Source organism: Arthrobacter sp. 9E16 (genome assembly GCF_002929435.1).
GTDB classification, from domain to species: domain Bacteria; phylum Actinomycetota; class Actinomycetes; order Actinomycetales; family Micrococcaceae; genus Arthrobacter_B; species Arthrobacter_B sunyaminii.
Genome location: NZ_PJIU01000001.1, coordinates 994,940 through 1,008,702, shown reverse-complemented (window position 1 = coordinate 1,008,702; position 13,763 = coordinate 994,940). Strand labels below are relative to the sequence as shown.

Here is a 13,763-nt window from a genome sequence, read left to right as displayed (position 1 = left end):
CAACGTTTGTTGGCGTACCCCGTCTGCCTTCCAGGAGCCCTGAATGACTGCTGATCTGTCCACCGCCGAAACCCCCGCCACGTCCGCCGCGAACTCCCTTGGTTCCGCCGCAGCCGCGCCGCTCGCCGAGGGTTTTGTTGACCGCCACATTGGTGCCCGCGCCGGCTCCGCCGCAGCGATGCTCAAGGCCGTGGGATATGACTCCCTGGACGCTCTGGCGGATATGGCCGTTCCCGCCGCCATCCGGCAGGGCAGCCCGCTGGTTCTGAATCCCGCCCGCTCCGAAGAGGAAACCCTCGCCCAGCTGCGCGCCATCGCCGGCAAGAACAAGACCGCAGTACAGATGATCGGCCAGGGCTACTACGGCACGCACACACCGCCGGTGATCCTCCGCAACGTCGTCGAGGACCCCGCCTGGTACACCGCCTACACGCCCTACCAGCCGGAGATTTCCCAGGGCCGGCTCGAAGCCCTGCTGAACTTCCAGACCATGGTCCAGGACCTCACCGCCCTGCCCATCGCCAATGCCTCGCTGCTGGATGAAGCCACCGCAGTGGCCGAGGCCGTGCTGCTCATGCGCCGCTCCAACAAGTCCAAGGCCAACGGCGCCATTGTGCTGGACTCTGAAACCCTGCCGCAGACCATCGCCGTGGTGAAGGGCCGGGCCAAGGCCCTGGGCTTCGACGTGATCGTGGCGGATCTGGCCAACGGACTGCCCGACGGCGAAATCACCGGCCTTGTCCTGCAGCAGCCGGGCGTTTCCGGGGTGGTCCGGAACCAGGAAGCCCTGATTGCCGAAGCCAAGGAACGCGGCGCGCTCGTCACGGTAGCCGCGGACCTGCTGGCCCTGACCCTCATCACGCCTCCCGGCGAGCAGGGTGCCGACATTGCTGTTGGCTCCGTGCAGCGCTTCGGCGTTCCGCTGTTCTTCGGCGGCCCGCACGCCGCCTACATGGCCGTCCGCAAGGGCCTGGAACGGTCCCTGCCCGGCCGCCTGGTGGGTGTCTCCAAGGATTCCGCCGGCACCCCCGCGTACCGGCTGGCCCTGCAGACCCGCGAGCAGCACATCCGCCGCGAGAAGGCCACCTCCAACATCTGCACCGCGCAGGCGCTGCTGGCCATCGTGGCCTCCATGTACGCCGTGTACCACGGCCCCGAGGGCCTGAAGCGGATTGCCCGCCGCGCCAACGACTCCGCCCGCACCCTGGCCGCCGCCCTGCAGGACGCCGGCATCGAACTGCTGCACACGAGCTTCTTCGACACCGTCACCGCCCGCGTCCCGGGCCGCGCCGCCGAAATCGTTGCCGCCGCCGAAGCCCGCGGCATCAACCTGCGCTCCATTGATGCAGACACCGTGGGCATCTCCTGCGATGAGACGACGACGCCGGCCGTCCTCGCCGACGTCGCCGCCGCCTTTGGCGCCGCTGATTCAGCGGGCAGCGAGCCGGAAGGCTTCGAACTGCCGGAGGACATCCGGCGCACCTCGGAGTTCATGACCCACCCGGTGTTCTCCTCCTACCGCTCCGAAACGCAGATGCTGCGCTACCTGCGCCGCCTCTCGGACCGTGACCTGGCCCTGGACCGGACCATGATTCCGCTGGGCTCCTGCACCATGAAGCTCAACGCCACGGCCGAAATGCAGGCCATGACCTGGCCCGAGTTCGCCTCCATCCACCCCTTCGCCCCGGATTCCCAGACCGAGGGCTGGCGCGAACTGATCGCGGATCTCGAAGCGAAGCTCGCGGTCATTACCGGCTACGACCGGGTGTCCATCCAGCCCAACGCCGGCTCGCAGGGTGAGCTGGCCGGCCTGCTGGCCATCCGCGGCTACCACCACTCCCGCGGCGAGAACCAGCGCACCGTCTGCCTCATTCCCGCCTCGGCGCACGGCACCAATGCCGCCTCCGCCGTCCTGGCCGGGATGAAGGTGGTGGTGGTGGCCACCGCCGGCGACGGTGCCATTGACCACGCGGACCTGCGCGCCAAGATCGATGCGCACCGCGACAACCTCGCCGCCATCATGATCACCTACCCCTCCACCCACGGTGTGTTCGACGACGACGTCCGCGACGTCTGCGACGCCGTCCACGAAGCCGGCGGCCAGGTCTACATTGACGGTGCCAACCTCAACGCCCTGGTGGGGCTGGCGCAGCCCGGTGAGTTCGGCGGCGACGTCTCCCACCTGAACCTGCACAAGACCTTCTGCATCCCGCACGGCGGCGGCGGTCCCGGCGTCGGCCCCGTGGCCGTGAAGTCACACCTCGCACCGTTCCTGCCCGGCGATGCCGCCACTTGGTCCGAGGGCGAGGACATTCCCGTCTCCGCGTCGCGCTTCGGCTCCGCCGGCGTGCTGCCCATCTCCTGGGCGTACGTCAACCTCATGGGCGGGGAAGGCCTGACCGAAGCCACCAAGAGCGCCCTGCTGGCCGCCAACTATGTGGCCGCACGGCTCAACGACTACTTCCCGGTTCTCTACACGGGCAAGGGCGGACTCGTGGCGCACGAATGCATCCTGGACCTGCGCGAACTCACCGCGAAGACCGGAGTCACCGCCGAAGACGTGGCCAAGCGCCTGGTGGACTACGGGTTCCACGCCCCCACGCTGTCCTTCCCGGTGGCAGGCACCCTGATGGTGGAACCCACCGAGTCCGAGGACCTGGGCGAAATTGACCGCTTCATCGACGCCATGATCGCCATCCGCGCCGAAATCGACCAGGTCGCCGCCGGCGACTTCACCCTGGAAGGCAGCCCGCTGCGCAACGCACCGCACACCGCCGTCGTGGTGGCCGGCAATGAGTGGGACCGCGCCTACCCGCGGGAACAGGCCGCCTTCCCGATGCGCAGCCAGCGGATGGACAAGTACTTCCCGCCGGTGGGACGGATCGACGGCGCAGCCGGGGACCGGAACCTCATCTGCTCCTGCCCGCCCATCGAAGATTTCGAAAACTAGAGCGCAAAGGCTAAGAACAATGACTGAGAAATACACCGCGCTCTACGAAGAGCACAAACGCCTCGGCGCCTCCTTCACCGATTTTGGCGGCTGGCAGATGCCGCTGAAGTACAGCTCCGAGCTGGCCGAACACCACGCCGTCCGCAAAGCAGCGGGCCTGTTCGACCTTTCCCACATGGGCGAAATAAAGGTCACCGGCCCGGACGCCGGCGCCTTCCTGGATTACGCACTGGTGGGCAAGCTGTCCGCCGTCAAGGTGGGCAAGGCCAAGTACTCGCTGATCACCAACGCCGACGGCGGGATCATCGATGACCTGATCAGCTACCGGCTCGACGACGAGACCTACCTGGTGGTGCCCAACGCCGGCAACGCACCGGTGGTCGCCGCCGAACTGGCAGCGCGGGCCGAGGGCTTTGACGTCACCGTCAACAACATCTCCGACGACACGTCCCTGGTGGCCGTGCAGGGGCCCAACGCCGAGGCCATCCTGCTGGCCCTGGTTCCCGCCGAACACCGGGACGCTGTGACGGGGATGAAGTACTACGCCGCAGCCAAGGTGCCGATGGCGCTGGGTGCCTGGAGCGCGGAACTGCTGGTGGCCCGCACCGGGTACACGGGCGAGGACGGCTTTGAGATCTACGTGCCCAACGACGCCGCCCCCATCCTCTGGGCTGCACTGCTCGACGCCGGAGCGGACCGGGGCCTGATCCCCGCCGGTCTGGCCTGCCGTGACTCGCTGCGCCTGGAAGCCGGCATGCCGCTGTACGGCAATGAACTCTCCCTGGACCTGGATCCCTACGCCGCAGGCCTGGGTCCCGTCGTCGCACTCTCCAAGGAGGGGGACTTTGTGGGCCGCGCCGCGCTGGAAACCAAGAAGCAGCAGGCTCCGGCCCGCCGCCTCGTGGGCCTGAAAGGATCCGGCCGCCGCGCCGGCCGCTCGCACTACCCGGTCCTCTCCGACGGCGCCGTGATCGGCGAAGTCACCTCCGGTGCGCCCAGCCCCACGCTGGGCTATCCGATTGCCCTGGCCTATGTGGACACCGCCTTCACGGAGCCCGGCACCGAAGTGCAGGTGGATCTTCGCGGCAAGCCCGAGCCCTTCACCGTCGTCGCACTGCCGTTCTACAAGCGCGGACAGTAACCTCGCCGCCGGCAGCACGGCGGAATGCCGTGCTGCCGCAGTGCCGACCTAGACTTTGAACTAACCCGCAGCACTTCAGATGCACCGAAAGGCAACCCCATGAGCAAAGTGAACGCAGGACTCCGTTATTCGGCAGAGCACGAGTGGGTGGACGGTTCCAGCCCCGTGAAGGTTGGCATTTCCGCCGTCGCCGCCGACGCCCTGGGCGACGTGGTGTACGTTGACCTGCCCGAGGTCGGCACCGTGATCACCGCCGGCGAAACCTGCGGCGAGGTCGAGTCCACCAAGTCCGTGTCCGACCTGTACGCACCGGTTTCCGGCGAAATCGTGGAGATCAACCAGGAAGCCATCGACAACCCGGCCCTGCTGAACGAGGACCCGTACGGCGCCGGCTGGCTCTTCACGGTCAACACCACGTCCGAGGGTGAACTGCTCAGCGCCGAGGAATACGCGGAAAAGAACGGCGGCGAGCTGTGACCGATTACCTGAACTCCCACCTCGCGCAGATTGATCCGGAGGTGGCGGAGCAGATCGACAACGAGCGCCGCCGCCAGCAGTCCGGCCTGGAAATGATCGCCTCGGAAAACCACACCTCCGTGGCCATCATGGAAGCCCAGGGCTCCGTCCTGACCAACAAGTACGCCGAAGGCTACCCGGGACGCCGCTACTACGGCGGCTGCGAATACGTGGACGTCATTGAGCAGCTGGCCATCGACCGCGCCAAGGACCTCTTCGGCGCCGGCTTCGCCAACGTGCAGCCGCACTCCGGCGCCCAGGCCAACGCCTCGGTGATGCACGCCCTGATCCGTCCGGGCGACACCATCCTGGGCCTGTCCCTGGCGCACGGCGGCCACCTTACGCACGGCATGAAGATCAACTTCTCCGGCCGCCTGTACAACGTGGTGCCGTACAACGTTGCCGAAGACACCCACCAGGTGGACATGGCCGAGGTGGAGCGCCTGGCCCGCGAGCACCAGCCCAAGCTGATCGTGGCCGGCTGGTCCGCGTACGCCCGCCAGCTGGACTTCGCCGAATTCCGCCGCATCGCCGATGAGGTGGGTGCCTATCTGATGGTGGACATGGCCCACTTCGCCGGTCTGGTGGCCGCCGGACTGCATCCCAGCCCGGTGCCCCACGCGCACGTGGTCACCTCCACCACGCACAAGACCCTCGCCGGTCCGCGCGGCGGCATCATCCTCTCCAACGACGCCGACATCGCCAAGAAGATCAACTCGGCAGTGTTCCCCGGACAGCAGGGCGGACCGCTGGAGCACGTGATCGCCGGCAAGGCCACCGCACTGAAGATCGCAGGCACCCCGGAGTTCAAGGAACGCCAGGAGCGCACCCTGACCGGTGCCCGCCTCCTCGCGGAGCGGCTACTGGCCGACGACGTCGCCGCCAAGGGCATCTCCGTGGTCTCCGGCGGCACCGACGTGCACCTGGTGCTGGTGGACCTGCGCAATGCCGAGCTCAACGGGCAGGAAGCTGAAGACCGGTTGGCGCAGATCGACATCACGGTGAACCGCAATGCTGTTCCGTTCGACCCGCGGCCGCCGATGGTGACCTCGGGCCTGCGGATCGGCACCCCGGCCCTGGCCACCCGCGGATTTGATGAAGACGCGTTCCGTGAAGTCGCCGACATCATTGCGCTGGCCCTGGTGGCCGGTGCGGACGATGACCTCTCGGAGCTGAAGGCACGCGTCACCGCGCTGGCCGAAGCTCATCCGCTCTACACCGAGGTGGCCGACCTAGCCTCCTCACCTGCGCACGTCTAAGGAATCCTCGTGGCTGTTGGCGTTTTTGACCTGTTCTCCGTGGGCATCGGCCCGTCGAGCTCACATACCGTGGGCCCGATGCGTGCCGCTGCCGTTTTCGCGGCGGAACTGGTGGACGCCGGCATCCTGGACTCTGTGGCCGGTCTCCGCGTTGACCTGTACGGGTCACTCGCGGCGACCGGCCGCGGCCACGGCACCATGACTGCGGTGCTGCTGGGGCTGGAAGGCTTCGCGCCGGAAAAAATCTTGCCCGAAGAGGTTGAGGAACGCCTCGCGGCCATAGAATCGACCCGCAAACTGCAGCTGTGCTCCCAGGTCCCCGGTGCCGATGCCTGCGTGCTGGAATACGGGGAAGCGGACATAGTCCTGCATCCGCTCACCGTCCTGCCCCGCCACACCAACGGCATGAAGTTCGCCGCCAGTGCTGCGGACGGGTCGGTGCTGCACGCGGCAACGTTCTTCTCCGTAGGCGGCGGCTTCATTGTGCGCGAGGGTGAAGAAGACGCTGCCCGCGAGGAGCTGGAGTCCACCAAGGCGCAGCTGCCGTTCCCCTTCCGCACCGCCGTCGGCCTGCTGAAACACTGCACCAATAACGGGCTGAGCATCTCCGACGTCATGCTCGCCAACGAAAAAGCGTCCCGGACCGAGGAAGAGATCCGCTCCGGTCTGCTGCACATCCGCGACGTGATGGAGGAGTGCAAAAACTCTGCCATCGCCCGCACCGGCCTGCTGCCCGGCGGACTGAAGGTCCGCCGTCGTGCACCGGCCTGGCACACCCGGCTGCGCGCCGAGGATCCGAACCGGGATCCCAAGTTCTGGCAGGAATGGGTGAACCTGGTGGCGCTGGCCGTCAACGAGGAAAACGCCTCCGGCGGACGGGTGGTCACCGCTCCCACCAACGGCGCGGCCGGCATCATCCCCGCCGTCATGTTCTATGCCACCCACTATGGTCCCGGCATGGAAAACGCCACGCAGGAACAGAAGGACGACGTCGTCGTGCGGTTCCTGCTCGCCGCCGGCGCCGTGGGCGTCCTCTACAAGGAGCAGGCCTCCATCTCCGGTGCGGAGGTGGGCTGCCAGGGCGAGGTGGGATCGGCGTCGTCCATGGCCGCCGCGGGGCTGGCCGAAATCCTGGGCGGCACCCCCGAACAGGTGGAAAACGCCGCCGAAATCGCGATGGAACACAACTTGGGCCTGACCTGCGATCCCATTGGCGGACTGGTGCAGGTGCCCTGCATCGAACGCAACGCCATCGGTGCCGCCAAGGCCGTGAACGCCGCGAAGATGGCGCTCTGGGGCGACGGCGACCACCGTGTTTCCCTCGATGAAGTCATCGTCACGATGCGGGAAACGGGCCGCGACATGAGTTCCAAATACAAGGAAACCGCCCTTGGCGGACTGGCCGTGAACGTGGTGGAGTGTTGACCCTCAGGACCTTCTGAGGTTTTCCCGTCGGAGAGGACACGCCATGCCCAAGACGGCCAAAAACGGAGCACCCATCAAGGATGAGCTGCCTTCAACTCTGCAGCGCTCCGATTCCAAGGCGCAGGACACCTTCGCGAAGACGTACGACTCGGCCATGGAGGAATACGGCGACGAGGAGCGCGCTGCGCGCACGGCGTATGCATCGCTCAAGCACACCCACGAAAAGGTGGGGGACCACTGGGAGGTAAAGGAAAAGAACGGTCCCTCCGATGCCAAGGCTGCCGAAGGACGGAATTCCGCCAAGCAAACGGCCGGCGGCGTGGACGCAAATGCCTCCAAAAAGCACCTGTATGACCTGGCCTCCAAGCTCAATATTTCCGGCCGCTCAAAGATGACAAAAGATGAGCTGGTGGCCGCGCTCCAGAAGGCCAATGCCGCTGCGACCCGGAAATCACGCGAGAGCTGAACCCTGCCCTGCAGGCTTTTGTGAGGCAGTAGCGGGTTAACTTATATCCCGATTTGTGATTTGTCTAACACTGCGGTTGTAAGCAAAGCTGGGTCCACGCATTCGACAGCTGGCTTACTGAAACCGAGGTTCGAACGATGAACGCACCCCGATCTGTGCACATGGCACCCGCTTCCGAGGAAGTAGGGTGGCTCGGCTCGGTTGACGCGGGCATCAACTCGTTCTTCGAGCCGATCACTGAGATTTTCTCCGCCATCGTGTTCTTTCCCGTCACCGTTGGTGATTTCAGTTTCCCTGCGGTTGTCGCCTGGCTGATTATTGCCGGCATTGTCATCACCGTTTATTTCGGTTTCATCCAGTTCCGCGGCCTGCGGGTTGGAACCCAGGTCATCCGGGGAAAATTCTCCTCCAAGGACGACCCGGGCGAAGTGCCGCACTTTCAGGCCCTGACCTCCGCGCTCTCCGGCACCGTAGGCCTGGGGAACATCGCTGGCGTCGGAGCCGCCATGGCCCTTGGCGGCCCCGGAGCAACCTTCTGGATGATCATCGCCGGTCTCCTGGGTATGGCCACGAAGTTCGCCGAATGCACCCTCGGAGTGAAATACCGCGAAGTCCATGAAGACGGGTCCATCAGCGGCGGCCCCTTCAAGTACCTTCCGGTGGCGTTCAAACGCTTCGGCCGGTGGCCCGCCAAAATCCTGACCGGCACCTTCGCCGTCGCCATCCTGCTCTTTGGCGTGGCTGGCGGCAACATGTTCCAGGCCAACCAGACCTTCGCGCAGGTCCAGAACGTCACCGGCGGCGATGACGGGATCCTCGGCAGCGCCGGAGCAGCCGTGGTGTTCGGGCTGATCCTGGCCGTCGCGGTGGCCGTGGTCATTCTTGGCGGCATCAAGTCGATCGGCGCCACCACCTCCAAGCTCGTGCCGGCCATGGGCGGCATCTACATCCTGGCCTGCCTCGCGGTCATTGCCGTGAACATCGAGAATGTGCCGGCCGCCTTCGGCGCCATCATTGACGGTGCCTTCAAGCCCGAAGGTTTCGCCGGCGGCATCATCGGGGTCATGATTGTTGGCTTCCAGCGTGCCTCCTTCTCCAACGAGGCCGGCGTGGGATCCGCTGCCATCGCCCATTCGGCGGTCAAGACCCGCCGGCCGGTCAGTGAAGGCTTCGTGGCGCTCTTCGAACCGCTCGTGGACACCGTCCTCATCTGCACCATGACCGCCCTCGCGATCATTATGGCCGGCACCCCCAGCCTGCAGGCCGGCATCGACCAGGTCCAGGGCGGAGAAGGCCCGCCCGACGGCGTGATCCTCACCTCGGATGCCTTTGCCACCGTCCTGCCGTGGTTCCCCGTTGTGCTGTCCATCGCCGTCGCGCTCTTTGCCTACTCCACCCTCATCACCTGGTCCTACTACGGGCTGAAGGCCTGGGAATACCTCTTCGGCCGCGGCCGCCGCCGGGAAATCACGTACAAGGTCATCTTCCTGACCTTCACCGTTGCCGGCTGCGTGCTGTCCTTCAGCCAGGTCATCGAATTCACCGACGCAGCACTGTTTGTCTGCGCCTTTGTGAACCTGCTGGGCGTCTACCTCCTGCTTCCGGTCATCAAACGGGAAATGAAGCAATACCTGGCGGACCGCAAGAGCGGAAAGCTGGAAATGCTGGGCATCGAGGAGGCTGACATCAAAGAAGCCGCTGCCAACGCCTGAGCGGTTCCTCCTACTTCACGGCACCCATAGACAACCCGCGCACCAGCTGCTTCTGGGCCACCCAGCCGGCAATCACCACCGGCAGGGAGGCAAGGACAGAGGCGGCGGAGAGCTGGGCCAGGTACAGGCCTTCGCTGGTCATCTGGGACACCAGGAAGACCGGCACCGTGGCGGACTTGGCCGCCGTGAGGTTCAGGGCGAAGAAGAACTCGTTCCACGCAAAGATCACGCAGATCAGGGCGGTGGCCGCCAGTCCCGGCGCAACCATGGGCATGAGCACCCGCCACAGGGTCTTCATCAGTCCGGCGCCGTCCATTTGGGCGGCCTCGAGCACTTCGGCAGGCACTTCCTGAAAGAAGGAGCGCATCATCCACACCGCAATCGGGAGGTTCATGGAGGTGTACAGGACCACCAGGGTCCAGATGTTGTCCAGCACCTTCAGCTGCCCGGCAATCACATAGATCGGCATGATGACCGCCACCACCGGGAGCATCCGGGTGGAGATGAAAAAGAACAGCACGTCGGAGGTCTTCTTCACCGGGCGGATGCTCAGCGCATAGGACGCCGGAACCGCCATGATCACCACCAGCAGGGTGGAAACGCCCGTGGCGATCATGGAGTTGACGAAGTAGCTGCCGGCCCCGGCGTCGAGCACTGCGCGGTACTGATCCAGCGTGGGCGCGAAGAAGAAGGTGGGCGGATTGGATGCGGCGGCTGATTCCTGTTTGAAAGAGGTCAGGACCATCCACAGCACGGGTGAGAAAAAGCCGATCGCCAGGATCCAGGTCAGCGCGGTCAGGAGGGAAGCTCCCGTACGGGGTTTGCCCTTCCGCTGCCGTGCGGGGGAGGAGCCGGAGGTGGAAGGGGCGCCTTGGGACGGTGCCGGTTCAGTTTGTGTGCTCACGGCTAATCCTTTACGTCGAAGCTGCGGAAGATCAGGCGGAGGGCAAAGGTGGCAATGACAATGGTCGCGATGACCACCACCACGCCCATGGCAGCCGCCTGGCCGATATCGAAGCCCAGGAACGCCCGCTGGTAGATGTAGAACGGGAGGTTGGCACTGGCGGTCCCGGGACCGCCGGCAGTCATCAGATAGATCTGGTCGAAGGTGTTCACCACGTAGATGGCCCCGAGCAGGACACCCAGCTCGATGTACCGGCGCAGCTGCGGAAGAGTGACCGAAATGAACGTCCGCCACCACCCGGCACCGTCAACCTGCGCAGCTTCCAGCACGTCCTTGGGCTGCGACTGAAGACCGGCAAGGACCAGCAGCATCATGAACGGTGTCCATTGCCAGACCAGGGACATGAGGATGGAAGCGATCGGATGCGCTGAGGTCCAGTCCACCGGGGAGATCCCCACCAGTCCGATCAGCCAGTTCAGCAGTCCGTAGCTGGGGTTCAGGATGGATACGGACCACAGCAGGGAACCGGCCACCGGCATGATCAGGAAGGGGGTGATCAGCAGCGTCCGGACCACCCCGCGGCCGGCAAAGGAACGGTCCAGGAGGATGGCGAACACAATGCCCAGAAGCATCGCGAAGAACACGCACCCCAGGGTGAAGATCACGGAATTCAACGCGGCCTGGCGGAACGTGGAGTCGGCGAATATTTCGATGTAGTTGGAGAGCCCCACAAAGCGGTCGCCCTCGGGATTGAGCAGGTTCCAGTTCTGCAGCGAGTACCAAATGGTGAAGAGGAACGGAACCTGCGTCACCACCAGGGTGAAGATCAGCGCCGGCAGGAGCGGTCCGCGGCGCCGCCACCCTTCGGCCCTGGACATGCCGCGGGTCTGGCGCTGCTCCGCCTCCCTCCGGACTTTGGCGTGGTGCTTGTCTACCAGGGCGCTCATTTGTTCTCTCCTGACTGGTAGCTTTCCGCAACGGTTTCGGCATAGCGCTGTGATTGTTCAAGCGCTTCGGGCACTGTCTTCTGTCCGGCGATCGCGGCGGAGATCTGTTGGGCAACGCGGGTGCCGAGGTCCTGGAACTCCGGGATGCCCACAAACTGCAATCCCGGATACGGCACTGAACCGGTCATGCTGGTCTCCTGCGAGGCCCCGGCCATGGCCGTCAGCGTGGGTTCCGCATAGGCCCGGGCGACGTCTGCGAATTCGGGAATCTCATAAGTCGACAGCCGGCTGCCGGGCGGGACGCGCTCCCAGCTGATCTTGTCCCCCACCAGCTGGATGTAGTCCTTGTTGGTCATCCAGGAAACAAAGTCCCAGGCAGCATCCTTCTTTTCACTGGTGGCGGGAATGGCCAGGGACCAGCTGTACAACCAGCCCGAGGAGTCGGTTTCCTGCACGGGGGCCTGGGCGTATCCGGTCTTCCCCACCACCAGGGACGAGGCAGGGTCTTCCACGGTGGAGACCATGGAGGTGGCGTCGTACCACATTGCCGCATTGCCCTGGCTGTACTGGGTCAGGCAATCACCAAAGCCGGACGTGGCCGCACCCGGCTGTCCCGAGTTACGGACCAGATTCACGTAGTCAGTAACGGCGGCCTCCACCTCGGGTGAATCCAGGGTCGCGTTCCAGTCCTGGTCGAACCAGCCTCCGCCGTAGGTGTTCATCATGGTGGTCAGGGGTGCCATGACCTCGCCCCAGCCGGCCAGCCCGCGCAGGCAAATGCCGGAAAAGCCGTTGTCCGGGTCATGGAGCCGCTCAGCGAACGCGCTGATGTCCGCCCAGGTGGGTTTGGGCGGCATGACCAGGCCGGCTTCCTCGAACAGATCCTCACGGTAGGCGAGAAAAGAGGATTCCCCGTAGAAGGGAACGGAGTACATGTCGCCTTCGTAGCTGAGGGACTCGCGGATATTCGGAATGAAATCGTCCGGGTCGTAGCCTGGAGTGTTATCTGCATACTCCTGCAGATTGGTTATCCAGCCATTCTCCGCCCACATGGGCGTCTCATAGTTGGAAATCATGACGACGTCGAACTCCCCGCCGCCGGTGGCCACCGACGCCGTGATCTTGGCACGGGCCTCGTTTTCCGGGAGGGAAACAAATTGGGGGTCCACATCCGGATATTGGGCACGAAATTCGTCTTCGAGGGAGATGGCGTCAGTCATCTGCGGGTTGGACACGATGGCCACCACAATCTCTTCGGGGCCGTCGGCGGAGTCGCTGCCGCATCCTGCCAGTATGAGCGCCAGAGCCGCAGCGCCCGCTGCCGTGCTCCTTCCGGAACTCCGCCTGCGGCCACCGAGCGTGCTGCGTTCTGCTCTCATGCGTCACCTTTGCTCATCTGAGAATTGCATTCTGCTCATTTGCAGGGAACTCTAAACAGATAGACTCGAATGAGCAATAGGTTGCGATCTTTCGAAGACAGGCGGGGTCGAATCATTACCGGTACAGATGCGTCCCATGAGGAATTGCTGGCCAGGATTGGCCGCGACTATTACCTTCACAACCATTCGAAGGTTGATATTGCCCGCCGGTTCGGCATTTCCCGATTTCAGGTCGCCCGTTATCTGGAAGAAGCACGCGCGCTGGGCATTGTGCGCATTGACATCCGTTTCCCCGCCTCCGTCGCGGGCGTGGATCCGCAGCAGCTGGCGGTTGAGCTCGGCGTGGAACGCGTCCGCATCTCGCCGACGGGCGCTGATGACCGCAGCACCCGGGAGGCCATGGCCAGAAGCGCGGCCGAGGAGTTGATGGCGGCGGCGTTCGACGGCGCCACCCTGGGAGTGTCATGGTCCCGGACCCTGGACCTCGCGGCCGGATATGTGACGGACCTGCCGCCCTGCGAAATCGTCCAGCTGGCAGGTGCACTGCCGGTTCCTGGCAGCGGCAACTCACTGGAACTTATTCAATCTCTGGGCAGGCTGGACGGCGTGGAAACCTGGCCGCTTTGGGCGCCGCTGGTGGTGGAAAACGCCGCGACCGCGCAGAGCCTGCGCCGGCAGCCCGAGATTGGCGAGACCCTCGCGCAGGCCAACACCCTGGATGCCGCAATCGTTGCTGTGGGCGCCTGGCAGCCCGGGCTGTCCACCGTGTGGGACCGGGTGGATAACCGCCTGCGCCTGGAGGCCGCCCGGGCCGGGGCGGTTGCCGAATGCTCGGGCCGGCTGCTGGATGCGGCCGGGCATCCGGTGGTCTCGGAGCTGGATGAACGCGTGCTGGCCGTGACCATAGCCCAGCTGCAGCACACGCCCCGGGTGGTGGCCGTGGCCCGGGGTGCCGCCCGCGTTGAGGCGGTGCGTGCGGTACTGGCCGCGGGGTTCGTCACCACCCTCCTGGTGGATGAAGAGCTCGCCGCGGCGCTGTCCGGCGGTGCCCCCGCCTGACAAGC

At 65.2% G+C, this 13,763-nt stretch carries 11 protein-coding genes; 8 read left to right on the top strand and 3 right to left on the bottom strand.

Annotated elements, in window-relative coordinates; translation table 11 throughout:
- Positions 1 to 43: 43 nt before the first annotated feature.
- The 7 genes from gcvP to CXR00_RS04760 all read left to right on the top strand — a co-directional run bounded on the left by gcvP (position 44) and on the right by CXR00_RS04760 (position 9,469).
- On the top strand, positions 44 to 2,950 hold the full coding sequence (gcvP, locus tag CXR00_RS04790; protein WP_104053331.1) for an aminomethyl-transferring glycine dehydrogenase: 2,907 nt from the start codon (positions 44 to 46) through the stop codon (positions 2,948 to 2,950).
- A gap of 19 nt (positions 2,951 to 2,969) precedes the next feature.
- Positions 2,970 to 4,091 carry a glycine cleavage system aminomethyltransferase GcvT gene (gcvT, locus tag CXR00_RS04785; RefSeq protein WP_104053330.1) on the top strand — a complete coding sequence of 374 codons (1,122 nt, stop codon included), beginning with the start codon at positions 2,970 to 2,972 and terminating at the stop codon, positions 4,089 to 4,091.
- 99 nt (positions 4,092 to 4,190) lie between these two features.
- Positions 4,191 to 4,568, top strand: a complete 378-nt coding sequence (gene gcvH / locus CXR00_RS04780; RefSeq protein ID WP_104053329.1) for a glycine cleavage system protein GcvH — start codon at positions 4,191 to 4,193, stop codon at positions 4,566 to 4,568.
- Positions 4,565 to 5,866: a serine hydroxymethyltransferase gene (glyA, locus tag CXR00_RS04775; RefSeq protein WP_308470490.1), complete on the top strand. Its 1,302-nt coding sequence runs from the start codon at positions 4,565 to 4,567 to the stop codon at positions 5,864 to 5,866. Before gcvH ends, glyA begins: the two co-directional genes overlap by 4 nt.
- 9 nt (positions 5,867 to 5,875) lie before the next feature.
- Positions 5,876 to 7,291 carry an L-serine ammonia-lyase gene (locus CXR00_RS04770; RefSeq protein WP_104053327.1) on the top strand — a complete coding sequence of 472 codons (1,416 nt, stop codon included), beginning with the start codon at positions 5,876 to 5,878 and terminating at the stop codon, positions 7,289 to 7,291.
- A gap of 43 nt (positions 7,292 to 7,334) precedes the next feature.
- Positions 7,335 to 7,757, top strand: coding sequence for a ChaB family protein (locus tag CXR00_RS04765; protein WP_104053326.1), 423 nt, complete (start codon positions 7,335 to 7,337; stop codon positions 7,755 to 7,757).
- 137 nt (positions 7,758 to 7,894) lie between these two features.
- Positions 7,895 to 9,469 carry a sodium:alanine symporter family protein gene (locus tag CXR00_RS04760; RefSeq protein ID WP_104053325.1) on the top strand — a complete coding sequence of 525 codons (1,575 nt, stop codon included), beginning with the start codon at positions 7,895 to 7,897 and terminating at the stop codon, positions 9,467 to 9,469.
- A 10-nt stretch (positions 9,470 to 9,479) separates the two neighbouring features.
- On the opposite strand, the gene CXR00_RS04755 is transcribed toward CXR00_RS04760, so the two are convergent.
- Genes CXR00_RS04755 through CXR00_RS04745 form a run of 3 tightly spaced genes read right to left on the bottom strand, consistent with a single transcriptional unit; the run spans position 9,480 to position 12,699 of the window.
- A complete protein-coding gene (locus CXR00_RS04755) occupies positions 9,480 to 10,373 on the bottom strand; it encodes a carbohydrate ABC transporter permease (protein WP_181032473.1) in 894 nt (297 codons plus the stop codon).
- Between the two features lie 2 nt (positions 10,374 to 10,375).
- Positions 10,376 to 11,320: a carbohydrate ABC transporter permease gene (locus tag CXR00_RS04750; RefSeq protein ID WP_104053324.1), complete on the bottom strand. Its 945-nt coding sequence runs from the start codon at positions 11,318 to 11,320 to the stop codon at positions 10,376 to 10,378.
- Positions 11,317 to 12,699, bottom strand: coding sequence for a sugar ABC transporter substrate-binding protein (locus tag CXR00_RS04745; protein ID WP_104053323.1), 1,383 nt, complete (start codon positions 12,697 to 12,699; stop codon positions 11,317 to 11,319). The genes CXR00_RS04750 and CXR00_RS04745 overlap by 4 nt, the downstream gene beginning before the upstream one ends.
- Positions 12,700 to 12,768: 69 nt before the next feature.
- On the opposite strand from CXR00_RS04745, the gene CXR00_RS04740 reads away from it, so the two are divergent.
- Positions 12,769 to 13,758, top strand: coding sequence for a sugar-binding transcriptional regulator (locus CXR00_RS04740; RefSeq protein ID WP_104053322.1), 990 nt, complete (start codon positions 12,769 to 12,771; stop codon positions 13,756 to 13,758).
- Positions 13,759 to 13,763 lie beyond the last annotated feature (5 nt).